General features: G+C 61.5%; 23 protein-coding genes. 15 read left to right on the forward strand and 8 right to left on the reverse strand.

Translation table 11 applies throughout. The features are described 5' to 3' along the window. Positions 1-151 precede the first annotated feature (151 nt). From ACR0J1_RS12390 to ACR0J1_RS12410, 5 genes are all read left to right on the forward strand, one after another. Positions 152-1,966 carry an extracellular solute-binding protein gene (locus ACR0J1_RS12390; protein ID WP_480733124.1) on the forward strand — a complete coding sequence of 605 codons (1,815 nt, stop codon included), beginning with the start codon at positions 152-154 and terminating at the stop codon, positions 1,964-1,966. A gap of 32 nt (positions 1,967-1,998) precedes the next feature. Next, a complete protein-coding gene (locus ACR0J1_RS12395; protein ID WP_480733125.1) occupies positions 1,999-2,823 on the forward strand; it encodes an arsenate reductase/protein-tyrosine-phosphatase family protein in 825 nt (274 codons plus the stop codon). Between the two features lie 27 nt (positions 2,824-2,850). Then, complete coding sequence (locus tag ACR0J1_RS12400; protein WP_480733126.1) at positions 2,851-3,327, forward strand: arsenate reductase ArsC; 477 nt, start codon at positions 2,851-2,853, stop codon at positions 3,325-3,327. Beyond that, positions 3,324-3,983 carry an aquaporin gene (locus ACR0J1_RS12405; protein ID WP_480733127.1) on the forward strand — a complete coding sequence of 220 codons (660 nt, stop codon included), beginning with the start codon at positions 3,324-3,326 and terminating at the stop codon, positions 3,981-3,983. The genes ACR0J1_RS12400 and ACR0J1_RS12405 overlap by 4 nt, the downstream gene beginning before the upstream one ends. Before the next feature lie 190 nt (positions 3,984-4,173). Beyond that, entirely contained in the window at positions 4,174-4,410 is a 237-nt protein-coding gene (locus ACR0J1_RS12410) for a hypothetical protein (RefSeq protein ID WP_480733128.1), read from the forward strand. On the opposite strand, the gene ACR0J1_RS12415 is transcribed toward ACR0J1_RS12410, so the two are convergent. Continuing rightward, a complete protein-coding gene (locus ACR0J1_RS12415) occupies positions 4,399-5,022 on the reverse strand; it encodes a helix-turn-helix domain-containing protein (protein WP_480733129.1) in 624 nt (207 codons plus the stop codon). The genes ACR0J1_RS12410 and ACR0J1_RS12415 overlap by 12 nt on opposite strands. Before the next feature lie 66 nt (positions 5,023-5,088). Between ACR0J1_RS12415 and ACR0J1_RS12420 the strand changes: the two genes are divergently transcribed. The 5 genes from ACR0J1_RS12420 (at position 5,089) to ACR0J1_RS12440 (ending at position 10,941) form a co-directional block, all read left to right on the forward strand. After that, positions 5,089-6,606, forward strand: coding sequence for a class I adenylate-forming enzyme family protein (locus tag ACR0J1_RS12420; RefSeq protein WP_480733130.1), 1,518 nt, complete (start codon positions 5,089-5,091; stop codon positions 6,604-6,606). Beyond that, positions 6,603-7,262 carry a DsbA family oxidoreductase gene (locus tag ACR0J1_RS12425; RefSeq protein WP_480733131.1) on the forward strand — a complete coding sequence of 220 codons (660 nt, stop codon included), beginning with the start codon at positions 6,603-6,605 and terminating at the stop codon, positions 7,260-7,262. The genes ACR0J1_RS12420 and ACR0J1_RS12425 overlap by 4 nt, the downstream gene beginning before the upstream one ends. A gap of 73 nt (positions 7,263-7,335) precedes the next feature. After that, complete coding sequence (locus tag ACR0J1_RS12430; protein ID WP_480733132.1) at positions 7,336-8,544, forward strand: MFS transporter; 1,209 nt, start codon at positions 7,336-7,338, stop codon at positions 8,542-8,544. Positions 8,545-8,602: 58 nt separating this feature from the next. Beyond that, a complete protein-coding gene (locus ACR0J1_RS12435; protein ID WP_480733133.1) occupies positions 8,603-10,267 on the forward strand; it encodes a tetratricopeptide repeat protein in 1,665 nt (554 codons plus the stop codon). Next, complete coding sequence (locus ACR0J1_RS12440; RefSeq protein WP_480733134.1) at positions 10,264-10,941, forward strand: SH3 domain-containing protein; 678 nt, start codon at positions 10,264-10,266, stop codon at positions 10,939-10,941. The genes ACR0J1_RS12435 and ACR0J1_RS12440 overlap by 4 nt, the downstream gene beginning before the upstream one ends. Here the strand turns inward: ACR0J1_RS12440 and mfd are convergent. Then, positions 10,938-14,393 carry a transcription-repair coupling factor gene (gene mfd / locus ACR0J1_RS12445; RefSeq protein WP_480733135.1) on the reverse strand — a complete coding sequence of 1,152 codons (3,456 nt, stop codon included), beginning with the start codon at positions 14,391-14,393 and terminating at the stop codon, positions 10,938-10,940. The genes ACR0J1_RS12440 and mfd overlap by 4 nt on opposite strands. 19 nt (positions 14,394-14,412) lie before the next feature. Continuing rightward, positions 14,413-14,940, reverse strand: a complete 528-nt coding sequence (locus tag ACR0J1_RS12450; protein ID WP_480733136.1) for a component of SufBCD complex — start codon at positions 14,938-14,940, stop codon at positions 14,413-14,415. 120 nt (positions 14,941-15,060) lie between these two features. Here ACR0J1_RS12450 and hemB point away from each other — a divergent pair, with 120 nt between their 5' ends. The 4 genes from hemB to ACR0J1_RS12470 all read left to right on the forward strand — a co-directional run bounded on the left by hemB (position 15,061) and on the right by ACR0J1_RS12470 (position 19,904). Next, positions 15,061-16,059: a porphobilinogen synthase gene (gene hemB / locus ACR0J1_RS12455; RefSeq protein ID WP_480733137.1), complete on the forward strand. Its 999-nt coding sequence runs from the start codon at positions 15,061-15,063 to the stop codon at positions 16,057-16,059. 143 nt (positions 16,060-16,202) lie between these two features. Beyond that, complete coding sequence (locus ACR0J1_RS12460) at positions 16,203-16,775, forward strand: lipid-binding SYLF domain-containing protein (RefSeq protein ID WP_480733138.1); 573 nt, start codon at positions 16,203-16,205, stop codon at positions 16,773-16,775. Between the two features lie 165 nt (positions 16,776-16,940). Further along, on the forward strand, positions 16,941-19,403 hold the full coding sequence (locus tag ACR0J1_RS12465; protein ID WP_480733139.1) for a penicillin acylase family protein: 2,463 nt from the start codon (positions 16,941-16,943) through the stop codon (positions 19,401-19,403). Between the two features lie 105 nt (positions 19,404-19,508). Beyond that, on the forward strand, positions 19,509-19,904 hold the full coding sequence (locus ACR0J1_RS12470; protein ID WP_480733140.1) for a nuclear transport factor 2 family protein: 396 nt from the start codon (positions 19,509-19,511) through the stop codon (positions 19,902-19,904). Between the two features lie 6 nt (positions 19,905-19,910). Here ACR0J1_RS12470 and ACR0J1_RS12475 read toward each other — a convergent pair whose 3' ends face one another. From ACR0J1_RS12475 to trkA, 5 genes are all read right to left on the reverse strand, one after another. Next, complete coding sequence (locus ACR0J1_RS12475; RefSeq protein ID WP_480734647.1) at positions 19,911-20,201, reverse strand: putative quinol monooxygenase; 291 nt, start codon at positions 20,199-20,201, stop codon at positions 19,911-19,913. 28 nt (positions 20,202-20,229) lie between these two features. Further along, entirely contained in the window at positions 20,230-21,501 is a 1,272-nt protein-coding gene (gene hflX / locus ACR0J1_RS12480; RefSeq protein ID WP_480733142.1) for a GTPase HflX, read from the reverse strand. After that, positions 21,501-21,740, reverse strand: a complete 240-nt coding sequence (gene hfq, locus ACR0J1_RS12485; RefSeq protein WP_005982826.1) for an RNA chaperone Hfq — start codon at positions 21,738-21,740, stop codon at positions 21,501-21,503. The genes hflX and hfq overlap by 1 nt, the downstream gene beginning before the upstream one ends. A gap of 131 nt (positions 21,741-21,871) precedes the next feature. Then, positions 21,872-23,413 (reverse strand): TrkH family potassium uptake protein, encoded by a 1,542-nt coding sequence (locus ACR0J1_RS12490; protein WP_480733143.1) that lies wholly within the window; start codon positions 23,411-23,413, stop codon positions 21,872-21,874. Beyond that, positions 23,413-24,789 carry a Trk system potassium transporter TrkA gene (gene trkA / locus ACR0J1_RS12495; protein ID WP_480733144.1) on the reverse strand — a complete coding sequence of 459 codons (1,377 nt, stop codon included), beginning with the start codon at positions 24,787-24,789 and terminating at the stop codon, positions 23,413-23,415. The genes ACR0J1_RS12490 and trkA overlap by 1 nt, the downstream gene beginning before the upstream one ends. A gap of 96 nt (positions 24,790-24,885) precedes the next feature. On the opposite strand from trkA, the gene ACR0J1_RS12500 reads away from it, so the two are divergent. Beyond that, complete coding sequence (locus ACR0J1_RS12500; protein ID WP_480733145.1) at positions 24,886-25,365, forward strand: hypothetical protein; 480 nt, start codon at positions 24,886-24,888, stop codon at positions 25,363-25,365.

The following is a 25,365-nucleotide window of genomic DNA, read 5'->3' on the forward strand; positions in this document are numbered from 1 at the left end:
GCAGGTTTCATACAGGCAAGAAACCTATCGAGCAGTGCATCCTTTATAAGCAATTCCGCGCCTCCGTCCAAGCTAAAAGTTTGATAATATGAAAAATCATGGCTACGGTGAATCCCAAACAAAATAAGGCCAGAGCAGGATTGTTTCCAAAATGAGCCCCGATTATCTCCGCCCGCTTCGCCCCGTGATCACGGGAATCACCTGCGTTTTTGCCGCCTCATGGGCGTCGGCAGAATCGGCTCATGGCATAGCTATGTATGGTGACCCGGCCCTACCACCGGATTTTGTGTCGCTGCCCTATGCAAATGCGGATGCCCCCAAAGGCGGCAAAGTCGTGTTCGGAAACACCGGCGGCTATAACAGCCTGAACCCGTTTGTGCAAAAAGGCACCTCGCCTTGGCAGCTGCGATTTTGGACCCATGAAAGCCTGATGGGCCGGTCCTGGGACGAACCTTTCACTCTTTACGGGTTGTTAGCCGAATCAGTTGAGACTGCGGATGACCGTTCCTGGGTCGAATTTACCCTCCGTGAAAACGCGGCTTTCTCGGATGGAACGCCCGTAACAATCGACGATGTGATCTGGTCGTATGAGACGCTGGGTACCGAAGGGCACCTGCGCTATCGCGGGCTGTGGGGCAAGATCGACAGCATCGAACAGACGGGCCCGCGCAGCGTGCGCATCACCTTCAACGAACCCGACCGCGAACTGGCGCTGATCGCCGGGATGCGCCCGATCCTGCAGAAAGCACAGTGGGAGGGGAAAGATTTCGCCGAAGCCCCGCTGCACGACATTCCCATCGGCAGCGGGCCCTACGTTGTCGATGACTACGAGGCCGGGCGCTATGTCACCCTGCGCCGCAACCCCGACTATTGGGGTGCGGATATCCCGTTCCGCAAGGGGACCATGAACCTCGATGAAATGCGGATCGAATTCTACGGCGACGGTACCGTCCTGTTCGAGGCGTTCAAAGCCGGCGAGCTGACCGCCGTGCGCGAGTTCAACGCTGACAAATGGGACACCCAGTATGGCTTCCCCGCCGTCCAGCGGGGTGATGTGGTCAAGACCGAGATCCCACACGGCAAGCCCTCGGGCATGACCGGCTATGTCATGAACACGCGTAAGGCCCCCTTCAATGACTGGCGCGTGCGCGAAGCGCTGACGCTGGCCTTCAATTTCGAGTTCATCAACGACACCATCACTGGCGGCGCGCAGCCCCGGATCACCTCGTATTTCTCAGGCTCTGATCTGGCGATGCAGCCAGGGCCAGCCACGGGCCGGGTTGCGGAACTTCTGGAACCTTACGCCGCCGACCTTCCGCCGGGCACGCTGGAAGGCTACACCCCGCCTGCAGGGGATGGATCTGCTCGCAACCGCGCCAACATCCGAAAGGCCACAAAACTGCTGGCCGAAGCAGGCTGGACCATTCAGGATGGCGTCTTGCGCAATGATAAGGGTGAGCCATTCACCATCACAGTCCTGCTGCCGCAGGGCGATACCGACAACATGACAGCGATGGAAATCTACACCCGCGCGCTAGAGCGTCTGGGGATCGCGGTGACAATCGAACAGGTCGACAGCGCGCAATATACCGGGCGCACGTCCGAGCTGGATTTCGACATGACCATCTTCCGCCGCGCCCTGTCTCTATCGCCGGGCAACGAACAGCGGCTGTATTGGGGCAGCGAGAATGCCGATACGCCCGGCACCCGGAACCTGATGGGCGTCACCTCGCCCGCGGTCGACGGGTTGATCGACGCGATGCTGGCCTCGGAAAGCCATGAGGATTTCGTCGCCGCGACCCGCGCGCTAGACCGGGTCTTGACCGCCGGGCGCTATGTCATCCCGATCTGGAGCTTCGATGTCGGGCGCATCGCCCATGCCAAGGAACTGAAGCAGCCCGAAACCCTACCGATCTATGGCGACGGTCCGGAATATATGCCTCAGGTCTGGTGGTATCAGGATTGACGCGCATCCTCTATTTCCATATTTCATGAAATATGGAAATAGCGATTCACGACAGACTGGGCGCGTTGGCGCACCCTAAACGGCTGGACCTGTTCCGGCTGCTGATGCGCCGCTACCCGGATTCCGTCCCGGCGGGACAGATTGCCGAGGCGTTGGCGCTGAAGGCCAATACAACCTCAACATATCTCAACGCGCTTAAGGCTGCGGGTCTGATCGAACAGAGCCGCACAGGCACGTCATTGCAGTACACCGCCAACTTGCCCGCCGTCCGGGGGTTGTTCGATGGCCTGCTCGGAGAGTGCTGTCAGAACCGCCCCGATCTGTGCCTGCAACCGTCCGAGGACCCTCTCATGACCAATCCAGACCGCGTTATGAATGCCCTCTTCATCTGCACCGGCAACTCGGCCCGTTCGATCATGGCCGAGGCCATTCTGAACAACGCGGGTAACGGAATGTTCCGCGCCTTCTCGGCGGGAACGGCACCCTCGGCTGGGCCGAACCCGACCGTGTTGGAGTTGCTGCAGCAGAAAGACTACGACATCTCTGATCTACGCTCGAAATCCGTAGAGGAGTTCGCCGCCGATGGCGCGCCAAAGATGGACTTTGTCTTCACCGTCTGCGATCACGCCGCGAATGAGGCCTGCCCCGCATGGCCCGGCCAGCCGATGAGCGCCCATTGGGGCCTGCCCGACCCGGTCAAGGCCGAGGGCACCGAGGCGCAGAAGCAGCTGGCGTTTCAGCAAGCCTATGGCCTGCTGCGAAACCGCATCACCGCCTTCGCGAGCCTGCCGTTCGAGACGCTCGACCGTATCTCGCTCCAACATCACGTCGACGATATTGGCCGCATGGCCGACTGACCCGCGACCAACCCAAGGACATCTCTGATGAACATACTGGTTCTGTGCACGGGCAACTCTGCCCGGTCGATACTGCTGGAATCGATCTTCAACCATACCGGTGACGGACGGGTGCGCGCCTATTCGGCCGGATCGAACCCGACCGGCAAGGTGCATCCGCAATCCCTGACCCTTCTGGGCGGCGAAGGCCATGATGTGCGTGATGCTCGTTCGAAAAGCTGGGACGAATTCGCGGCAGATGACGCACCAAAGATGGACATGGTGATCACCGTCTGCGGATCAGCGGCCGAGGAAACCTGCCCCATCTGGCCCGGCGCACCGGTCCGCGCCCATTGGGGCGTCGAAGATCCCGCAGCAGCCGCCGAACCCGAGTGGGACGGTGCTTTTCGCACCGCATATGACGTTCTGGGCCGCCGCGCCGAGGCGTTGCTGGCTCTGCCCATCGAGACCATGGACAGCGGCGCACTGACCGCGCAGCTCAGACGTATCGGAGACATCAAATGACCGCTCGCCAATACTTCGCCGAATTCCTCGGCACCGCATTCCTGCTGATCGGCGTCGTGGGCTCAGGAATCATGGCCCAGACGCTGGCAGGCGACAACATCGCGCTGGCGCTGCTGGCCAATGCAATTGCGACGGGCTGTATGCTCTATGCGATCATCACCACGCTTGGGCCCGTTTCGGGCGCGCATTTCAACCCGGCGGTGACACTGGCCTTTGCACTGCGCGGCGAACACCCATGGCGCGCCGTGGCACCCTACATGCTGGTGCAGATCGCAGGCGGGATCGCCGGTGTCTGGGCCAGCCACTATATGTTCGACCTGCCGATTCTGCAGACCTCGGAAACCCTGCACCGCACCGGGTCGCACCAATGGTTTTCCGAAATCATCGCGACGCTGGGCCTTCTATTCGTGATTTTCGGCGGAATTCGGCACAAACCGGACACAGTACCAGCCCTTGTGGGTCTCTACATCACGGGCGCCTACTGGTACACATCGTCCACAAGTTTTGCGAATCCGGCAGTGACCATCGCAAGAGGCTTTACGGACACGTTTGCCGGGATATACCCTGCTCATATCCCGATGTTTATCTTAATGCAGCTAATTGCTGTATTTATCGGGCATGTTTTACTGAACTGGCTGTTCAAGCCAGAGGAATAACGGACCGGCCGCCACTCACTTAACAGCAGGTCCGTCTGCCCGTTGCGGTTTCGCCGCAGCGGGTTTTTTCGTGCCAGATTGACCCAACGACAGCCTGCGACATTTTGTCATGTCCGCAGCATCGCGCCCACCTCCGTAGGCTGACTTGGGGGAGAGCAGTCCTGAAACCCGAACAAAGGAAGGCTCGCAGATGCTAAACTGGGCTGATCTGACGCAAGATTGGGGCGCGTCTTATGCGCGTGCGAAACGCAGGTTCCCGAACCTGCGCGACAGGGATATGGCGCGCGTTGGCGAAAATCGCAAACAGTTCGAGGCCTATCTGGCCGAGCGTCATCATCTTACGGTGAACGAAGCGCGCGAAGAGCTCGAGGATTTTTTGTTCACCGAAGGGCTGAACCGCGAGGCCAACCAGGCGTTACGTAAGTGATGTCACCCACAGGATTGTCGCGTCCTCGTCACTGACCGAAATGACATTGTGCCCCATGCTTCCATCGTAATAGGCGCTGTCACCCCGACGCATTTCGACGGGTTCATAGAACTCGGTGAACAGGCGCACCACGCCGGTCAGGACATATAGAAACTCCTCGCCGTCATGGCGGACCCAGCCGTCGAATTCCTCCATGGATCGCGCGCGCACCCGGGCGCGATAGGGCAGCATCTGCTTTTTGGTCAGTGTTTCCGCCAGCAGCTCATGCTCGTAAGTGGTGGTTGCATGAGCCGCACCCTCGCCCATCTTAGTCACTGCCATACGCCCGATGACCTGATCACGCTGCGGCGGCGTGAACAGCTGCGGCACGGAAATCTCCAACCCCGTTGCCAGCTTCTTCAGCGCGTCATAGGTCGGAGACATCTGCCCGTTCTCGATCTTGCTGAACGTCGACCGTGCGAGCCCGGCCTGCGTGGCCGCCTGCTCCAACGTCCATTTGCGTGCCTTGCGCAGCTCACGTACGCGAGCCCCCAGATCGACGGGCTCAAGTTCGCTGCTGTTGCCGTTGTCACGGGCAATGCGGACAATGGATTTGTGGTCGTTCGTGCTCATGGCTCTTTCTATAGGGCCAGCCCGCCCGGCTTGCAACGCGCCGCGCCCGGCGGTAGCCGTTTGACCATGTTGTCGATCTTTGATCAGGGGCCTTTCGCGCCCTGCCCCAGCCCGTTCAATCTGGCCGCGCATGTTCTGCGCCATGCCAATGATCACGCCGACAAGACGGCCCTGTCGGTTCTTGGTGCGGAATCTGCGCAGGATTGGACCTATGCCCAGCTTGAGGCTGCAATCCTTGGCACCGGAACCGGGTTGCTTCAGGCAGGTCTGACGCCCGGAGACATCGTGCTGATGCGGCTGGGCAATACGGTCGATTTCCCGATTGCCTATCTAGGTGCCATTGCCGTCGGGTTGGTACCAGTCCCAACTTCGTCACAACTGACCGAGGCCGAGACGGCGGGCATCCTGCATGACCTCGACCCGGCCGCCATCTTGCGCGACCCGGACGTGTCCTGCGCCCCGCATCCGCGTCAGATCACTCTGTTCGATCTGACCGAGATGCGCCGCCTGCCCCCGGCCCGCTTCGAGATGGGAGACCCCGACCGGCTGGCCTATGTAGTCTACACCTCGGGCACCTCGGGCAAGCCCCGCGCCGTGGCCCATGCGCACCGGGCGATCTGGGCGCGACAGATGATGATCGACGGCTGGTATGGCCTGACGCCAACGGATCGGCTGTGCCATGCGGGCGCGTTCAACTGGACTTATACGCTGGGCACCGGGTTGATGGACCCGTGGACCATGGGTGCAACGGCTCTGATCCCTGAACCCGGCACAGATATCGCGGCCCTGCCCGGGCTACTGAACCAGCATAATGCCACGATCTTCGCCGCCGCACCCGGCGTCTATCGCAAGATGCTGCAAAACCCCGGACGCCTCAGCCTGCCTACCCTGCGCCACGGCCTCAGCGCGGGCGAGAAGCTCTCGCGCCATCTGCATGAGCTTTGGATGCAAACCACCGGCACCGAACTATTCGAGGCCTATGGCATGTCCGAATGCTCGACCTTCATTTCTTCCAGCCCCGGCCATCCAGCGCGCGGCGACGCGTTAGGCCAGCCGCAAACCGGGCGACGGATCGCTATCGTTGGACCAAACGGCCCGGTCCCGCAGGGGCAAGAGGGCACCATCGCCATCCACCGCGACGACCCCGGTCTGATGCTGACCTATCTGAACGCGCCAGACGAGGCCGACGCCCGTATGCAGGGCAACTGGTTCCTGACCGGCGATCAGGGGGCGATGGCGGCTGACGGCCAGATCACCTATCTGGGCCGCGACGATGACATGATGAATGCAGGCGGCTATCGCGTGTCCCCGGTCGAGGTCGAATCCGCCCTCTCTCACCATCCCGGCATCACGCAAGTGGGTGCTGCCGCGGTTGAGGTCAAAGAGGACACATTCGTGATCGCTGCCTTCTATACCGGCCCGGAAAAGCTGGACGAAGCCGACCTGCGGACCTATGTCGAGACCAAGCTGGCGCGCTACAAGCAACCGCGCGCCTTTGTTCATCTGTCCGCCCTGCCCACCGGAGGCAACGGCAAACTCCTGCGCCGCGCCCTGCCGGCCTATTTCAAGGCGACGTCCGAATGACACAGACCGTTAAGCTTGACATCATGTCCGATCCGATCTGCCCGTGGTGCTATATCGGCAAGACCCATCTGGACAAGGCGCTGGCCGAGGTCCCGGACCATCCGTTCGTGATCGAGTGGCACCCGTTCCAGCTGAACCCCGATATGCCCGACGCAGGCATGGATCGGCGTGAATACCTTGAGCGCAAATTCGGCGGCAAAGACGGTGCCGTCCGCGCCTATGCGCCTGTGGTGGAGCATGCCGAAAACGCAGGCCTGAAGATTGATTTCGAGGGGATGAAGCGCACCCCCAACACGCTGGATGCCCACCGCCTGATCCACTGGGCCGGGATCGAGGGTAAGCAGAACGCGGTGGTCGACGCACTGTTCAATGCCTATTTCGTCGAAGCGCGCGATATCGGCGACCATGAGGTTCTGGCCGACATCGCCGACGGCGCCGGAATGGACGCCGCAGTCGTTTCAAAACTGCTGAAATCCGACGCCGACCGCGAAGATATCCGCACCCGTGACACGCATTCCCGGCAGATGGGTGTAACCTCGGTCCCCACTTTCATCGTCGCCAATCAGCACGCCGTTCCCGGCGCGCAACCCCCTGAATTGTGGGGAAAAGTGATCGCCGACATCATGTCTCAACTTGAGGCCTCCCCTGCAGAATAGCACAGACCTCTGTGCATTTCTGATCTAGTCCGACACCCGGCCCCGTGATAGCGCTGCCGGGAAGGAGCTTCCCATGACCAACCGCATGTCACGGGGCGAGTTCATTGCGCTGGTCGCGATGATGTTCGCCACGATTGCCTTTTCGATCGATTCCATGCTGCCAGCCCTGCCCGAGATCGGGGCCGAGCTGAGCCCCACTGACCTGAACAAGGCGCAGCTGATCCTGACATCCTTCGTGCTGGGCATGGGGATCGGTACGTTCTTCACCGGACCAATCTCGGATGCGGTGGGGCGCAAACCGGTTATCTATGGCGGTGTGGCCTTGTATATTCTGGCCTCCGCCGTTGCATGGGCCAGTTCCTCGCTGGAACTGGTGCTGGCTGCGCGCGTGGCGCAGGGGCTGGGTGCCGCCGGTCCGCGCGTCGTCGCGATGGCAATCATTCGAGACCTGTTTGCGGGACGCGAGATGGCGCGCATCATCTCGATCGCCATGATGATCTTTACATTGGTCCCGGCGATTGCGCCGCTGCTGGGTGCGGGCGTTATTGCTCTGGTCGGTTGGCGCGGCATCTTCGTGTCGTTCATCCTGTTTGCGTCGATTATCGTGCTCTGGATGTCCGTCCGGCTGCCCGAATCCCTGGCCCCCGAGAACCGTCGCCCCTTCCGGTTGCCGCTGATGATCGCCGCGGTGCAAGAGATGATCGCCCACCCCACCGTGCGCCTGTCGATCCTTGTACAGACCCTTTGCATGGGGCTGCTGTTCACCATGCTGACGATGGTGCAACCCATTTTCGACGTCGTCCACGACCGGGCCGAAAGCTTTCCGTTCTGGTTTGGATTCATTGCGCTGATCTCGGGCTCGGCCAGCCTGCTGAACGCGGCGCTGGTGGTCCGCGTGGGTATGCGTCGCATGGTGACATGGGCCTTGGGTGGACAAATCCTCATCACGAGCTGCGTCATTGTCCTGAACATGACCCCGCTGTCGCCTGACGCCTCGTTCGCGCTGTTCGTTACGTGGCAAACGACCGTCTTCTTTATGGCCGGCATCACCATGGGCAACCTGAACGCCATCGCGATGGAGCCGATGGGCCATATCGCAGGCATGGCAGCCTCGGTGATCGGGTCGATTGCCACGGTTCTGGCGGCAGCTATCGCAGCCCCTGTGGGTCTGCTGTTCGACGGCTCGATCACTCCGCTGACGACCGCGATATTGATCATGTGCATCCTCGGCTTCGGTCTGATGCTGCATATGGGCCGGATCGAAAACAGACTGCCCGCCTGATCTGTGCAGACCACCTGAATCGCGCTAACCTTCCCCCAATTCTTGGGGAGGGGGCTTCATGAGCGACTATTACGATCTGGGCACATATTCTTGTGCCGTCACCACGGCATCGCCCGAGGCGCAGCTGTGGTTCAATCGCGGGCTGGTCTGGACCTATGGCTATAACCATGACGAGGCCGTGGCCTGTTTTCAGAAAGCTGCCGAGCACGACCCCGACTGCGCCATGGCCCATTGGGGCGTCGCCTATGCGGCGGGGCCGAACTATAACCTGCCCTGGGATTTGCGCGACGAGCAAGGCCAGACCAAAGCGCTGGCGACCGCCTATGACGCGACGCAGCGCGCGATGGCATTGCTGGACGGATGCACGCCGGTCGAACAGGCGCTGATCCGCGCCCTGCCTGCGCGGTACCCCCAGCGGGACCCGACCGAGGATATGCACCGCTGGGATTACGACTATGCCGACGCCATGCGCGCCGCCTTCGCCGAGCAATCGGGTGATCTGGACCTGCGCACGATCTACGTGGAGTCGCTGTTGAACCTGACCCCTTGGCAGATGTGGGACCTGAAAACCGGCCAGCCCGCCGAAGGCGCGGCCACGCTTGAGGCGCAAGAGGCGCTGGAAACGGCGATGGCCGACGACCCGACCGCCATGTCCCATCCTGGTCTGCTGCACCTCTATGTCCATCTGATGGAAATGTCGCCCACCCCGGAAAAAGCCCTGAAAGCCGGGGATATCCTGCGCAGTTTGGTGCCCGATGCGGGGCATCTGGTGCATATGCCCACGCATATCGACGTGCTGTGCGGCCACTATCAGAACGTGGTTCACTGGAACGCGCAGGCCTCGGTCGCCGATCTGAAATATTATGAGCGTGAGGGCGCGTTCAACATCTACACTGGCTATCGTCAGCACAATTATCACTTCACCATCTACGGGGCTTTGTTCCTTGGCCAGATGGAACCGGCCCTGCGTGCCAATCAGGGCCTTTGGGACACCACGCCCGAGGATATGCTGCGGATCGAAAGCCCTCCGATGGCCGACTATTTCGAAAGCTATATGTCCATGGGCCCGCACATCCTGATCCGTTTTGGCCGCTGGGACGAGGCCAAGGCGCTGGAACTGCCCGAGGATCCGGACCTATACCGCACGCTCACCGCGACCACACATTACGCCCGCGCCATCGCGCACGCGGCCACCGACGACGTGGCGCAGGCCGAGGCCGAGGAACAATTGTTCCTCGCCGCCAAAACCTGCGTGCCCGAGACCCGCCGCTTGCACAACAACCGCGTAATCGACCTGTTGGAGATCGCAACGGAAATGCTGCGCGGTGAGATCGAGTACCGCAAAGGCAACTATGAGATCGCCTATGCCCATCTGCGCCGCTCGGTCGAGTTGGACGACACCCTGCCCTACGACGAACCATGGGGCTGGATGCAGCCCACCCGCCACGCGCTCGGGGCGCTGCTGTTCGAACAAGGCCACACGGACGAAGCCGAACAGGTCTATCGCGAGGATTTGGGGCTCGGCGGCACCCTCAGCCGCGCGTCGATCCACCCGGACAACGTCTGGAGCCTGAAGGGCCTGCATGATTGCCTGAAAGCACGCGGGGAAACGGTAGAAATCCTGCAAATCAAACAGCGGCTGGATCTCGCCTTAGCCCGTGCCGACCGTGCCGTCGGTGCGTCCTGTTTCTGCGCACAAGCCGCAATGAGGGCCGCTGAATGAGAACACCGTTGCTGATGGCAGGCCTGCTGATCGCCGGTTCGGCCTTTGCCCAGCGTCAGACCTTTTCGCCCATTGACGAGGCGGATCGCGATCCCTCGTTGGTGGCATTCCGCGAGGACCTGCGGACCAAGATCGAAGCCCGCGACACGGATGCCGTTGTTGCCGCCGCCTGCGACGACATCTATCTCAGCCATGGTAGCGCAGGAGGTCCGGACGAGTTTCGCATTAACCTGACGGTCCCTCCCGAAACGCTGGCCGAAGAGTTTCGAGACGAGGCCGAGGACCTGCGCAATGCCTTCTGGACGGATTTGGAAACCACGCTGTCCCAGCCGGGCTATTTTGACGATCAGGGCGAGTTCTGGATGCCGACCCACTGGCGCATCGCCCTGCCCGCCTCGGTGGACCCGTTCACCGCCTATTTCGTCACGGCCGCAGATATCTCGTTGCGTCAAAGCCCCGCGCTGGGCGCGGCCATTCTTGATCTGGTCAGCCATGAGGTAGTGATCGTACCCGACTATCAGGTGGATGAGACGTACCAGAACGTCCGTCTGACTGACGGGACATCCGGCTATATGCACACGGATTTTCTGACCCCGATGGTCGGCTATCGCGCCGCTTTCGTGAAATCCGAGGCGGGCCAGTGGCAGCTTTGCACCTTTGTCACCGGCGACTAGGTTTTTGCCTTCTTCTTCTCGGCGACAACCTTCTCGGCCAGGTCGCGAGCGATGGCAAACGCGCCCTTGATCTTGTCGCTGTCCTTCTTCCAGTCACGCCGGACCACGATCTTGTTGTCCTTGACCTTGGCCAGCCCGCGCTGGTTCTGAATGAAGTCGACCAGTCCCTGCGGCGAGGCAAACTTGTCATTGTGGAACTGGATTGTCGCACCCTTCGGTCCGCCATCCAACTTGGCAATGCCTGCCCGTTTGCACATCGCCTTGATGCGCACGACCAGCATCAGGGTGTTGACCTCTTTCGGCAGCGTGCCGAAGCGGTCGATCAGCTCGGCGGCGAACCCTTCCAGTTCGACCTTGGTCGACAGCGAAGAAAGCCTACGATAGAGCCCCAGACGCACGTCCAGATCGGGCACGTAATCTTCGGGGATCAGAACCGGCACGCCCAGATTGATCTGCGGCGCCCATTGATCATCGGCATCCGACAGCCCCTCCATCTCACCGGCTTTGATCTTGGCAATCGCCTCTTCCAGCATCGACTGGTAAAGCTCATAGCCCACATCGCGCATCTGGCCCGACTGTTCCTCGCCCAGCAGATTGCCCGCGCCGCGAATATCGAGGTCCTGACTGGCCAAGGTAAAGCCCGCCCCCAAAGTATCCAGCGAGCCCAGAACCCGCAGGCGTTTTTCGGCTGTTGCCGTCAGACGCGCGCGGGGCTTGGTGGTGAGGTAAGCATAAGCGCGGGTCTTGGACCGCCCCACCCGACCCCGGATTTGATACAACTGAGCAAGACCGAACATATCCGCCCGGTGCACAACCATCGTGTTCGCGGTCGGGATATCCAGCCCACTTTCCACAATCGTCGTGGCCAGCAGGACATCATACTTGCCGTCGTAAAAGGCGTTCATCCGGTCGTCGAGTTCACCCGCCGCCATCTGTCCATGCGCCACGACATAGGTCAGTTCCGGCAGTTGATCTTTCAGGAACTCTTCGATCTCGGGCAGGTCCGAGATGCGTGGGACCACGTAGAAACTCTGACCTCCGCGATAATGCTCGCGCAGCAGCGCCTCGCGGATCGTGACGGCGTCGAACTCGCTGACATAGGTACGGATCGCCAGACGGTCGATGGGCGGCGTGCCGATGATCGACAGGTCGCGCACCCCTGTCAGCGACAGTTGCAATGTGCGCGGGATTGGGGTGGCGGTCAGAGTCAGCACGTGCACGTCGCTGCGCAGTTGTTTCAGGCGTTCCTTGTGGCCGACGCCGAAATGCTGTTCCTCATCGATGATCAGCAGACCCAGATTTTGAAACCGGATCCCCTTGGCCAGCAGCGCATGGGTGCCGATCACGATATCCACGGTCCCGCGCGCCAACCCGTCGCGGGTTTGCTGCGCGTCTTTCGCCGATACGAAGCGCGAAAGCTGGCGAACCTCCAGCGGGAAGCCGCGAAAGCGGTCTTTGAACGAGGCAGCGTGTTGGCGTGCCAACAGCGTTGTCGGCGCAATCACCGCCACCTGCACACCGGACATTGCCGCGACAAAGGCGGCGCGCATGGCGACCTCGGTCTTGCCAAAGCCAACGTCGCCGCAGATCAGGCGGTCCATCGGCGCGCCAGAGTGCATGTCCTCCATCACCTCGGAAATCGCCCGCAACTGGTCGTCGGTTTCCTGATAGGGGAAGCGCGCGCTGAACTCTTCCCACGCGTGTGGAGGTGGGTCCATGACCGGAGCTTTGCGCAATGCGCGTTCGGCGGCGATGCGGATCAGCTTGTCTGCCATCTCGCGGATGCGCTCTTTCAGCTTGGCCTTCTTGGCCTGCCATGCGCCGCCGCCTAAACGATCCAGCAACCCTTCGTCATGGCCGTATTTTGACAGCAGCTCGATGTTTTCGACCGGAAGGTACAGCTTGGATTGTTCCGCATATTCCAGCAGAAGGCATTCATGGGCGGCACCCGCGGCGGTGACGACCTCCATCCCCATGTAGCGACCGATGCCGTGATCCACATGCACCACCAGATCGCCGGGGGACAGCGACTGGGTTTCGGTCAGGAAGTTTTCAGCCTTGCGGCGTTTCTTGGGCTGACGGATCAAACGGTCGCCCAGAACGTCCTGTTCGGCTATGACCGTCAGGTCGGGAGTCTCGAACCCGTGCTCCAGCGCCCAGACCGCCAGATGCAGGCCACGCTTGCCAACGCGGGTGCCGTCGGCGACGGGGATCGCCTCGGCCAACCCCTCGTCTTCAATCAAACCCGTCAAACGTTCCCGCGCGCCTTCGGAGTAGGACGCGATCAGCACCGGCCCTTTGGCCATCTTGTCAGTGATATGCGCCGCCAAAGCGCCGAACAGGCTGATGCTCTCCTGCTGACGTTCGGGAGCGAAATTGCGTCCGATCCTCCCACCCGCGTCGATCACGCCCGGTCCGCTGGCCTGCGGCAAAGGACTGAATTGGAGCACCCGACGGTCGCCCACCGCCGCGTCCCATGCGGCATCATCCATATACAGCAATCCGGGCGGCGTCGGCTTATAGACCGTATCCATACGAGATCGGTTTTCGAGCGCCAGCTTTCGCGTCTCATACTGATCAGCAATCGTGTCCCACCGCGCCAGCCGCGCGGGTGTCACCTGATCGTCCACGGAGATCGTCGCATCGGGCAGATAATCGAACAGGGTTTCCAGCTTTTCATGGAAGAACGGCAGCCAGTGTTCGATGCCCTGATGTTTGCGGCCTGCGCTGACCGCCTCGTACAGCGGATCATCGGTGCCTGCTGCGCCGAATTCGATGCGATAATTCTGGCGGAACCGGGTGATCGCCGCGTCGTCCAGAATGACCTCGGAGACCGGAGCCAGTTCCACGACTTCGAGCTTCTCGGTGGTGCGCTGAGACACCGGATCGAACCGACGCACACCGTCCAAAACATCTCCGAACAGGTCCAAACGCACAGGACCGGAATCGCCCGGAGGGAAGATATCGATGATGCCGCCGCGGATCGCGTAATCACCGGGCTCCATCACCGTAGGGCTTTGGATAAATCCCATACGCACCAAGAAATTGCGCAATGCCTCTTCGTCGATGCGGTGATTAACGCGCGCGGTAAACGCCGCTTCGCGCAGCACCTCGCGTGCGGGTATGCGTTGGGTCGCCGCGTTCAGCGTGGTCAGCAGAACGAACCGGTCCGGCATCTGATGCACCAGCGCCGCCAGCGTCGCTACCCGCGCGGCCGAGATATCGGCATTGGGCGACACCCGGTCGTAAGGCAGACAGTCCCAACCCGGAAAGACAAAGACCGGCATGTCGGGTGCAAAGAAGGCCAGCGCGGCGCGCATCGCCTCCATCCGCTTGTCGTCCCGCGCGACATGGCACACCGGGCCACCTGAGCGCGCGATCTCGTTAAGGACAAGCTGCGCGTCAAACCCCTCGGGGGCGCCGCCAACTGTTACGTGGTTCGGAGCCGTCATCGCCGCGTCCTTTCCGAGCTTACCAGCCCAAGAGGCCGATCGAGAAGTTCTGGTACATCCCCCAGAGCGAGGTGATCAAGATCGAAATCATCCCGATGATCTGGGTATAGATCCTGCACCGGGTCAGCGCCTTCGACACCGTATCAAGCGTCGGTTCCTGTTGGCGCAGCCGGCGCGCCGACGCGATATTCACAGCCATGACGAAACACATCGGAAACAACAGCAGAAACACCGCCTGAGCGAACTCGACATCGTAGAAAAATCCAAGCGTTGCAAGGCCGGTAAAGAAGAAACACGCCAGCGCCAATATGACCAGCCCCGACACATCAACGATATACAGCAACCGGTTCGCGTTGATGCGGACGATATCCAACAGATCACGTTCAGTCTGGCCACCCACCCGACGCGCGCGCACCACCAGATCGTAGGGAATGCCCATTGTCCAATGGCTGACCGACGACCACAACACCGCCAGCCCGATCCAATACCACAGATTCGAAAAGCTGCGCATGTCGATGAGTTCGAAGATCGAAGAGTATATGTCCAAGCGTCAGCCCTTTATTCACCGTCCGCAGGAACCCTCATCGCACTGACGCGTCCATTGTTACCCTTGAGACCACGGGCAATTCATGCCACCCAATGCGCAATTGTTCAAGGAGAGCGCGCCATGAAACCGACCATCGCCCCCTATCCCCTGACCCGCTTTCGCAGAGCCCGTCAATCACCGGCAATCCGGGGGCTGGTACGCGAAAACACCCTGACCGTCGATGATTTCATCTGGCCCGTTTTTGTGCGTGACGGTGAGGGGATCGAAGAACCCGTGCCGTCGATGCCTGGCGTCGTGCGCCGCTCGGTCGATCTGATCGCCAAGGCAGCGGTCGAGGCGCAAGCCCTTGGCATCCCGGCGATCTGTATCTTCCCCTATACCGATCCCAGCCTGAAGACCGAGGATTGTGCCGAGGCGTGGAACCCCGACAACCTGTCAAATCGCGCCATCCGTGCCATCAAAGCCGCCGCGCCGGATATCGCGGTGATGACCGATGTGGCGCTGGACCCGTACAACATCAACGGCCATGACGGCTACGTTGTGGATGGCGAGATTGTGAACGACCAGACGGTCGAGGCGCTGGTGAAGATGACACTCGCACAGGCCGAGGCTGGGGCGGACATCATCGGCCCCTCGGACATGATGGATGGTCGTATCGGCGCGATGCGCAGCGCGCTTGAGGAGGCGGGGCATCAGAACGTGATGATCCTGAGTTATGCTGCCAAATATGCCAGCGCCTTCTATGGCCCGTTCCGCGATGCGGTGGGCGCCTCGGGCGCGCTGACCGGGGACAAGAAGACCTATCAGATGGACCCGGCCAACTCGGACGAGGCCCTGCGCCTGATCGAGCGCGACCTGACCGAGGGCGCGGATATGGTCATGATCAAGCCGGGGATGCCCTATTTGGATATCTGCCGCCGGGTAAAAGACAGTTTCGGCGCGCCGACCTATGCCTATCAGGTCTCGGGCGAATACGCGATGATTCAGGCGGCTGCGCAGAACGGTTGGATCGATGGTAAAAAGGTGATGCTGGAAAGCCTGCTGGCCTTCAAACGCGCGGGCTGTGATGGCATCCTGACCTACTTTGCACCTGAGGCCGCGCGCATTCTGCAGGGCTAACGCCTCAGTTTGTCGCAATTTTTCGCCGATCTGCTGCAGTGGCAGCGCAGCTTTCCCGTGACAGGCGGGCGCAATCGGCGTAAACTTGCACATAAGATCGGGAACACCCGACATATCAGGCACATACACAGAGACAGAGAAACATGAGCAGTTCCAACTCCCCCCGACTAAGCCGTCGTGGCTTTGCCTTTGGCATGGCCGGACTGACCCTGACTGCCGCCTGCGGCAACGGCGTCGGCAACTCGAACGCGGTGACTATCGACGCGCGCGTCGATGCGACACTGAACGAGATGTATAACAAGTATCCCAACACGCGCGAGATCGCCGACAAGGCCAACGGGATGCTTGTCATGCCGCTGATCACCGAGGCCGGCTTCATCTTTGGCGGCGCCTATGGTCAGGGCGCGCTGCGTATTCAGGGCGCGACAGTCGACTATTACTCGGCCATCTCGGGCAGCGCGGGCCTGCAGATCGGCGCGCAGCAATATGCGCACGTGCTGTTCTTCATGACTGACGAGGCGCTGAACGATTTCCGCCGCTCCAGCGGTTGGACTGCCGGGGCCGATATCGGCTATGTGGTCGATGCGACCGGAGAATCCCTGTCCACCGACACCACCCAATTGCGCAAGCCGGTACTGGCCGCTGTCTTTGGGCAGGCTGGCCTGAAGTTCGGCGCAACGGTCGAAGGCACAAAATACACCCGCATCATCCCCTAAGCGCGGCCACGCCAACCTCCCCCCTCGATCAGGCCCCGCTACATCTTGTGGCGGGGCTTCGACTTTTGGTGAATTTCCACAAATTCCGGTAGCATTGCCCTTTCGGTTCAGCGGGGGTTCCAGTAACCTCGGCGCAAAGGACGACGCGGATATCTCGGGGGACAGATGGGTCTGGTTTTTCGTTGGCTGGTAAGACTTGCGACAGGCCTGATCGTGCTTGCTGTTGCCGCTGTGGGGCTGGTCTATTTTTTGGCCAGCCAATCCCTGCCCGACTACAACCAGACCGTTGAAGTCGATGGCATCACTGCCCCGGTTGAGATCGTCCGAGACACGGCGAATGTGCCCCATGTTCTGGGGCAGTCCGACCCGGATGTGTTCTTTGGCTTGGGTTACGCCCACGCGCAGGACCGGCTGTGGCAGATGACAGTTCTGCGCCGCACCGTTCAGGGACGCCTGTCCGAGGTATTCGGCCAGCGCACCGTCCATATCGACAAGCTGCTGCGACGGCTGGACCTTTACGGGCTTGCCCACCGCTCGGTCGAGGTGCAGGACGACTATACCAAGGCCGCTCTGCGTGCCTATTCCGCAGGGGTCAACGCGCGACTGGCTGAGATCAATGAGCAGGCCCTTGGACGCGGCGCGCCCGAGATGTTTCTGTTCAACGCCCCCATGCCCCCTTGGCAACCGGGTGACAGCGTGGCCATCATCAAGTTGATGAGCCTGCAACTGTCCGGTCATCTCGCAGACGAAGTCCTGCGTGCCCGCACCTCTCTGATGCTGGAGGACCCCGCGCGGTTGGCAGACATTCTACCGGACGTCCCCGGCCCCGGCATTGCGGCGCTGCCCGAATATGCCGCGTTGTTCCCAGAACTGCCCCGCTATGCGTTGGGCGCGCCGATACCCGACACGGCCCTGTCTCCCGTCCCGCGGCGCGGGCTGGCCGGCGCGTCTAACGCCTGGACTGCCGCACCGTCGCGGTCAGCCAGCGGCGGCACCTTGCTGGCCAATGATCCCCATCTGGGCTTCACCGCCCCGGGCATCTGGTACCTGGCGCGGCTTGAGCTGGCTAAGGGCGGTGTGATCGGCGCAACGATTCCCGGTGCGCCGCCCGTAATGACCGGGCGCAGCGATCGTCTGGGATGGGGCCTGACCTCGTCCTATCTGGACGATCAGGACGTGCATATCGAGCAGCTGAACCCCGACAACCCCGAAGAATACCTGACGCCCGACGGCTACAAACGCTTTCAGACCCGCCCCTCGATCATCGAGATCAAGGACGCCGCCCCCATCACCCTGACCCTGCGCTGGACGGAAAACGGCCCCGTTCTGCCGGGCACGCACTACGATCTGGAAACCATCACACCACCCGGTCATGTCGCGTCCCTGTCATGGAGCGCGCTCAGCCCCCGCGACACCTCAATCAGCGCCTCTCTGGCCCTGATGAATGCCGATACCGTGCGCGAAGCCATCGATCTGGCCGAAGGTTTCATCGCCCCCTCGCAGAACCTGTCGCTGGTCGACAAGGACACGATCGGGCTGAAACTAATCGGCGCAATGCCCCGGCGCGATCTGAACAACCAAAGCCGGGGCCGCATTCCCACGCCCGGCTGGCTGGCCCGCAACCGCTGGCAGGGCCGCCTGCCCTATGCCGACAACCCGGAATTCGTGGCCCCCGTGGGCGGGGTGCTGGGCAACACCAACAACAAGATCATCGACCGGCCTTTCCCGCGCCACGTCTCTTATGAATGGGGTGATACGCAGCGCGTCAATCGCTGGGAACGCCTGATGCAATCGCGCGAGGTGCACACGCGCGACAGCTTTATCGAGGCGCAACTGGACACGGTCAGCTTCACCGCCCGCTCGCTGCTGCCGCTGATCGGGGCCGATCTGTGGTTCACTGGCGAATCCGCGCCCGAAGGCACGCCCGAGCGTCAACGGCAGACCGCGCTGGACCTGCTGGCCAACTGGAACGGCGAGATGAACGAGCATCTGCCCGAGCCGCTGATCTACGCCGCCTGGCTGCGGGCGCTGCAAATCCGCCTGATCTCGGACGAACTTGGCCCTCTGGCGGCTGAGTACAAGCATGTCGAGCCACTGTTCATCGAACGGGTGTATCGCGATATCGAAGGAGCCTCGGTCTGGTGCGACGTGAGCCAAAGCGCCCCGGTCGAGACCTGTACCGACATGGCACGCCTGGCGCTGGACGATGCGATCATCTGGATTTCCGAACGTTATGGTACGGCGCTAGAATCCCTCCGCTGGGGCGACGCACATCAGGCCACCCATGACCACCCGGTTCTGGGAGAGGTCCCGGTGCTGCGCTTTTTCGTCAACATCCGCCAGTCCACCAGCGGCGGTGACAACACCCTACTGCGCGGACGCACCTCGGGCGAAGGGTCGGACCCATTCCAGAACGTGCATGGCGCAGGCTATCGCGGCGTCTACGATTTCGCCGACCCGGACAGTTCGGTTTTCATCACCGCCACCGGCCAGTCGGGTCATTTCCTGTCGCGCTACTATGACGATCAGGCGCAGCTGTGGCGGCGGGGCGAATATATCCCCATGTCGCTAGATATCGGGCTGGCCCGCGCCGCTGCGGTTGGGATCACAATGCTGAAACCACGCTGAACCCATCGGCAATTCCCCGCGCCTTTTTGCGCCCCGCGTGGACGCCGCCAGTGCTTTTCGCCTAAATTCTACGGGTCATTGCATTGGCAAGAAGGGGGTAATGTTATGGGTAGCCTTCGCGATACCCTGAACAATCTGGCGCGCGACTACGCCGTCGCCTGGAGTTCAGGAGATCCCGACGCCGTCGCCAGCTTCTTCGCGCCCGACGGACAGATCATCATCAATCGCGGCCAACCCCTGCACGGTCACGCAGCAATCGCCGAGATGGCGCGCGCGCTGTATGCGGACTTCCCGGACCTCGAGGTACGCTGCGACATGATGCGGTGGGCCGGACCGCACGCCCTGTTCGTTCGGACGCTTGAAGGGCATCACAAGGCAACCGGAAACCGCGTCGTCACACGCGGATGGGAACAGTGGGAACTGACATCTGACAATAAAATTCAAAGTTCGCTGGAATGGTTTGACGCGGATGAGCGGCAAAACCAGATTGACGGCTCCTAACCGGATCTACCCCGAGCTTACCGTGTAATTCCGCGGGATGCCTTGGGTTATCCGGAACCAATCCGAATTCCGCGCCCTGTCCTGATGAGCATCGAACGCGGCCTTGCTTTCGAACACTTCCGATACGTCAAACCGCCCCGGCTGGTCCGGATTTTCGTTAACCTCGAATAACAGGCAGCCCGCTTCGGCTCGCGTCAGCGCGATATGAAGCGGCAGCGCTTTTCGCACCTGATCCAGCCGATCTTCGGGCACGGTGATGTGGCCTCGAAGAAAGACCCGCCCATCTTGCGTCATCATGGCCTCCTAACCTCAGGCAAGTCTGAGGTCAAAGCGCTGCGAATTGGGCCGCCTGCTTGTCGGTCCACAGCACGGTGATCTCGAACCCGTCGTCGGTCTGCTCTTCTGCGCGGACCACGTCCTGACGGAACAGCCACGCGCGCTTGTCGCCTTCGGCAAAATCCAGTGTCAGAGTGGTCTCATGCCGTGCGCCCTGCAGGATCGTAGCGATTTCGGACAGCAAAGGCTTGACCCCCTCGCCTGTCACAGCCGATATGGCAAAGATCGCCGGATCACGTTCGGCCCGCGCCAGCGTGGCTTCGCGGTCATCCGGGTCCAGCAGGTCGATCTTGTTCCAGACCTCCAGCCGGGGCCGGTCATCTTCAACGCCCAAAGAGGTCAGGATCGTCTCCACATCCTGCGCCTGTGCCTCGGTCTCTTCATGGCTGATGTCACGGACATGGACGACAAGATCAGCGCCCAACACCTCCTCCAACGTCGCGCGGAAGGCGGCGACCAGTTCTGTCGGCAGGTTCGAGATGAACCCCACCGTGTCGGACAGGATCACCTCGGGGCCATCGGGCAGTTCGACCCGGCGCATAGTCGGGTCGAGCGTGGCAAACAGCATATCCTTAGCCATCACCTCGGCCCCTGTCAGGCTGTTGAACAAGGTGGATTTCCCGGCGTTGGTATAACCTACCAAAGCGACAATCGGATATGGCACCTTGGCCCGGGCGGCGCGGTGTAGGGTGCGGGTCTTGATCACTTTCTGCAATTGGCGGCGCAAGCGCACCAGCTGATCATCAATCGCGCGGCGGTCGGCCTCGATCTGTGTCTCACCGGGGCCACCAACAAAGCCCAAGCCCCCGCGCTGACGTTCCAAGTGGGTCCAGGCGCGCACCAGGCGCGTCCGCTGATAGCTGAGCGCGGCCATCTCAACCTGCAGCACCCCTTCACGGGTGCGCGCGCGGTCGCTGAAAATCTCAAGGATCAGCCCGGTCCGGTCGAGGATCTTGACCTTCCACGCCTTCTCAAGGTTGCGCTGCTGTACCGGAGTCACCGGCCCATCAATCAGGACCAGCTCGATTTCATTGTCATGAAGCCGCTCGGCCAGCTCGTCGATCTTGCCGCTGCCGAACAACAGACCGGCCTGCGCGCGCGGCAGGCGCACGATCTCGGACCCGACCACATCCAAATCGGGCAATGCGGCAGCCAGTGCCACCGCCTCGGCCAGCGCCGGTTCAGGGACGCGGCGCTGTTCATCTGATTTGATTTCAGGATGCAGCACCCAAGCCCGGGTGCGCGCCCTTTCATGTTCCATCAAGAGGCGTCTTCGCCCTCATACAGGTTGATCGGCTGCGACGGCATGATGGTCGAAATCGCGTGCTTGTACACAAGTTGCGACTGTCCGTCGCGGCGCAGCAGCACGCAGAAGTTATCGAACCAGGTGATCACACCTTGCAATTTCACGCCGTTGATCAGGAATATCGTGACCGGGACCTTTGCCTTACGTACATTGTTCAGGAACGCGTCCTGCAGATTTTGTCTGTCCGAAGCCATATTGTTATAATCTCGCCATTGTTCTTGCTACGCGCTGCGGACCAACGCGCTCCCTCTGCCGTACTATGGAGCGGCGCGCACAGATATTCCAGATGAAAAATCAGGCAGTAACGCCAATCGATGACGATAGGTCAATCACGCCACAGGGTCGGTGTGATCAGCGCAACGATGGCCAGCGTCTCAAGCCTGCCGATCACCATCCCCGCACAGACGGTCAGCTTGGCCGCATCGGACAGATCGATCAGGCGTATCGGCACGTCGGTTGCCAGCTCGATCAGCGGCCCGGTTGTACTGAGTGCGGCGACCGCCAGCACCATCGCCTGCTCGAACCCAACCCCCATGGCGGCCAGCAGCAGGTTGAAGAATGCCAGCGTCAGAGCGAACATCATCAGGAATATCCACGCGATAAAGGCACCATCGCTTTGGATGCGACGGTTGCCCCCGCCCTCACCGCTGATAGACGAGGGATAGATAAGCCGGTCGATCTCACGCTTGCCATTTAGGTACAGCGCGAAGACCCGCAGCAGCTTGACCCCGCCCGCAGTGGTAGCCACGCCACCGCCAATCAGCGCCAGCCCCATCAGGATCAGGCCCGGCGTACCCAGACCTGACAGCTGCTGCGCATCGTTCCAGTCGGCACTTTCGAACCCGGCGGTGGTCAAAAACGACATGGCCGTAAAGATCATCCCCCAGATCACCTGCAGCGCCTGCATCGGAGAAATCTCGATGCTCAGCTCGGCCACACCGGCCATGAAACGTAGAAACAGCAGCACCGCCACCGCCAGCACGATCGAAATGCCGATGCGGAACTCGGGGTCCTTGTCCAGCCGCGCATAGCCCGAGGTCGCGGTATCGGCGGAAAAGGTCAGCCGTGACAGGGCGAAGAACAGAAACAGGAACAGGATCGCCTCGCCAGTGAAGCCCGCCGTCGACCCTTCCAGTCCGCCGACCGGCGAGATGCCGGAGGTCGCCATCACCGACATCGCATGGCAAACCGCCGTCAGCCCCTGTTCCCCTGCGATCAGCAACAGAATCCAGATCACCACGGTCAGCCCGGCATAGACCGGGCTCAGCGTGCGGGTCACCCGGATCAGATGCCCGCGTGGGTCGGTCTTTTCGCTTTGCGCCACGCCCGAGACCGGACGGCCCGGCTGTCCCCGCGCGGTGACCTCGAACCCGCCCAGCGACAGCGGAGCAAGAATGGCCGCCGCGGAAATCCACATCAGCAGACCGCCCATCCACCCCACCAGCGCGCGCCACAGATGCAACGGCGCGGACAGCCGCGCCGGATCGGGAAACAGATCTGCCCCGGTTGTGGTCAGCGCGCTGACCATATCGAAATAGGCGTTCAGAAAGCTGGTGGTACCCAGCGCATCATGGAAGGGAATGGCCAGAAACACCGGCATGATCGTGAAGGCAGCCAGCAACACTGCCAGTTGCCCCAAGGTACCCCGACGCGGCGTCCGGTTCGACATCGCCACCGCGATGATAGACACGCAGAACACGCCCAGAAGACCCGCGTAGAAAAACGCCCGGGACGTCGCGTGATCATCGAGCACCAGCGCATAGGCCGCAGGTATCCACATCGCGAGCGCGGCAATCCCCCAGATCATCAGAAGCAGCGGCAGTCGCCGCATCACCCCGACCTGTTGCTGTGCGCGCGCCTGCACCATCAGAAGAAATCAATCGAGACCTGCATCAGGCGTTCGACCTCGGGCACGTCCTTGGCCATGGCAAAGATGGCGACCACGTCCTTTTCGTCGATCCGCAGGCTGCCAGTCGGGCGCAAAAGCTCATTCCCTTTGCGGACCGCCCCGACCAGAACGCCTTCGGGAAAGTCGATATCGCGCAGCTTCTGCCCGGCCATGGGCGAGGTCGACAGTACCTCGGCCTCGATCACCTCGGCCTCGGCGTCACCGATGGAGTAGACCTGGCGAACACGCCCGTGCCGGATATGCCGCAGGATCGAGCTGACGGTGGTTGCGCGCGGGTTGATGTAAGCGTCAATCCCAAGGGGCCCCATCAGCGCCACCATGCTGGGATCGTTGATCAGCGCAATGGCCAGCGCACAGCCTTCGCCCTTGGCCCGCACGGCGGCCAGCATGTTAGTGCGGTCATCATCCGTGACTGCCAGCATCGCATCGGCGCGTTCAATCCCCGCCTCGCTCAGCAGCGCAGAATCCAAGCCATCCCCGTTCAGAACGATCGTCCGTTCCAACGCCTCGGCCGCGACCTCGGCGCATCTGCGGTCGCGCTCAATGACCTTGGCTCGCACCCGGCTTTCCCGCTCTTCGAGCGTGCGGGCCACTTCCAGCCCGACATTGCCGCCGCCGACAATCACAACCCGGTCCTGCTGGCGCTGCGCCTTCCCGAACACTTCCATCGTGCGGTCGACATCGTTGACGCTGGTGAAAACATAGCATTCGTCACCGACGAACAACTGATCATCCGGCTCGGGGGCGAACAGCGACCCTTCGCGCCGGACGCCCACGACAATCGAGCTGAGGGTCGAGAACAGGTCGGTCAGCTGACGCAGGGGGGTATTTACGATGGGGCAGTCCTCATCGACCCGAATGCCCAGCAACTGCGCCTTGCCATCCATGAACAGCTCGGTGTCAAAGGCGGCGGGCGCGGACAGGCGACGCATGGCAGCCGCCGCAACTTCGCGTTCGGGGCTGATCACCACATCGATGGGCAAGTGATCGCGGCGGTAGAGGTCAGAGTGGATCGCCTCAAGATAGGATTTCGACCGCAGACGGGCGATTTTGCGCTGGATGGCAAACACTGAATGCGCCATCTGGCAGGTGACCATGTTCACCTCGTCCGAATGGGTGGCTGCGATGATCATGTCGGCATCACGGGCCCCTGCCCGTTCCAGCACGTCGGGATAGCTGGCAAATCCGGCGATCCCCTGCACGTCCAGCGTTTCGGTCGCACGGCGCACAAGATCAGGGTTGTTGTCGACCACCGTCACATCATTCAACTCGCCCGAAAGGTGGCGCGCAATCTGCCAGCCGACCTGACCGGCACCGCATATGATGACCTTCATATTACTGGCCCTTCTGCCTGAAATCTTTGAATGACAGATGCCCCCGAAGCGGTCAATTGAATTGTCATGCGGCGCAAGCTGCGGCAAGATAAGCGCATGAAAACACTGCTGCCTGCACTGATTTGCCTGCTGACCCTTTCCGCCTGCGGCCCGCTATCGCTGTACTACCGCGAAGGTGAGAGCGTTGCGCGGATGCAGACCGAGACCACGGCCTGTCAGGTGCAGGCGCTGAAAGACGCCCCTGTGGCCAATCAGGTCCGGCAAAGTCCACCGACCTATTGGCCCGGTCGCACCTATTGCGACCGCAATGGCCGGTGCTATCGCAATCCGGGCTGGTGGGAGCCGGGGCGGATCTACACCGTCGATGTCAACTCGGCGCTGCGCAACACGGTCGAAGCGCAATGCATGGCCGCCAAAGGCTATCAGCCGGTCAGCCTGCCGCCCTGCAGGCAAGGGGTGAAATCACGGGTAACGCCTGCGCGCACGACCACCCTGCCGCCGCTGAGCACCGAGAGCTGTTTCGTCAAATTCGACGATGGATCGTTCCAGATCATCACGCCGGGGCAGACGGGTTAA

This window comes from Ruegeria sp. CJ3 (genome assembly GCF_056536725.1).

Bases quoted from the DNA above. Each gene is read 5' to 3' on its own strand.
- ACR0J1_RS12500 (WP_480733145.1), top strand. From the start codon at position 24,886: ATGAAAACACTGCTGCCTGCACTGATTTGCCTGCTGACCCTTTCCGCC.
- ACR0J1_RS12390 (WP_480733124.1), top strand. From the start codon at position 152: ATGAGCCCCGATTATCTCCGCCCGCTTCGCCCCGTGATCACGGGAATC.
- ACR0J1_RS12410 (WP_480733128.1), top strand. From the start codon at position 4,174: ATGCTAAACTGGGCTGATCTGACGCAAGATTGGGGCGCGTCTTATGCG.
- ACR0J1_RS12395 (WP_480733125.1), top strand. From the start codon at position 1,999: ATGGAAATAGCGATTCACGACAGACTGGGCGCGTTGGCGCACCCTAAA.
- ACR0J1_RS12435 (WP_480733133.1), top strand. From the start codon at position 8,603: ATGAGCGACTATTACGATCTGGGCACATATTCTTGTGCCGTCACCACG.
- ACR0J1_RS12440 (WP_480733134.1), top strand. From the start codon at position 10,264: ATGAGAACACCGTTGCTGATGGCAGGCCTGCTGATCGCCGGTTCGGCC.
- ACR0J1_RS12425 (WP_480733131.1), top strand. From the start codon at position 6,603: ATGACACAGACCGTTAAGCTTGACATCATGTCCGATCCGATCTGCCCG.
- ACR0J1_RS12400 (WP_480733126.1), top strand. From the start codon at position 2,851: ATGAACATACTGGTTCTGTGCACGGGCAACTCTGCCCGGTCGATACTG.
- ACR0J1_RS12420 (WP_480733130.1), top strand. From the start codon at position 5,089: ATGTTGTCGATCTTTGATCAGGGGCCTTTCGCGCCCTGCCCCAGCCCG.
- ACR0J1_RS12465 (WP_480733139.1), top strand. From the start codon at position 16,941: ATGGGTCTGGTTTTTCGTTGGCTGGTAAGACTTGCGACAGGCCTGATC.
- ACR0J1_RS12430 (WP_480733132.1), top strand. From the start codon at position 7,336: ATGACCAACCGCATGTCACGGGGCGAGTTCATTGCGCTGGTCGCGATG.
- hfq (WP_005982826.1), bottom strand. From the start codon at position 21,740: ATGGCTTCGGACAGACAAAATCTGCAGGACGCGTTCCTGAACAATGTA.
- ACR0J1_RS12470 (WP_480733140.1), top strand. From the start codon at position 19,509: ATGGGTAGCCTTCGCGATACCCTGAACAATCTGGCGCGCGACTACGCC.
- hemB (WP_480733137.1), top strand. From the start codon at position 15,061: ATGAAACCGACCATCGCCCCCTATCCCCTGACCCGCTTTCGCAGAGCC.
- ACR0J1_RS12415 (WP_480733129.1), bottom strand. From the start codon at position 5,022: ATGAGCACGAACGACCACAAATCCATTGTCCGCATTGCCCGTGACAAC.
- hflX (WP_480733142.1), bottom strand. From the start codon at position 21,501: ATGGAACATGAAAGGGCGCGCACCCGGGCTTGGGTGCTGCATCCTGAA.
- ACR0J1_RS12475 (WP_480734647.1), bottom strand. From the start codon at position 20,201: ATGATGACGCAAGATGGGCGGGTCTTTCTTCGAGGCCACATCACCGTG.
- ACR0J1_RS12405 (WP_480733127.1), top strand. From the start codon at position 3,324: ATGACCGCTCGCCAATACTTCGCCGAATTCCTCGGCACCGCATTCCTG.
- ACR0J1_RS12490 (WP_480733143.1), bottom strand. From the start codon at position 23,413: ATGGTGCAGGCGCGCGCACAGCAACAGGTCGGGGTGATGCGGCGACTG.
- ACR0J1_RS12460 (WP_480733138.1), top strand. From the start codon at position 16,203: ATGAGCAGTTCCAACTCCCCCCGACTAAGCCGTCGTGGCTTTGCCTTT.
- mfd (WP_480733135.1), bottom strand. From the start codon at position 14,393: ATGACGGCTCCGAACCACGTAACAGTTGGCGGCGCCCCCGAGGGGTTT.
- trkA (WP_480733144.1), bottom strand. From the start codon at position 24,789: ATGAAGGTCATCATATGCGGTGCCGGTCAGGTCGGCTGGCAGATTGCG.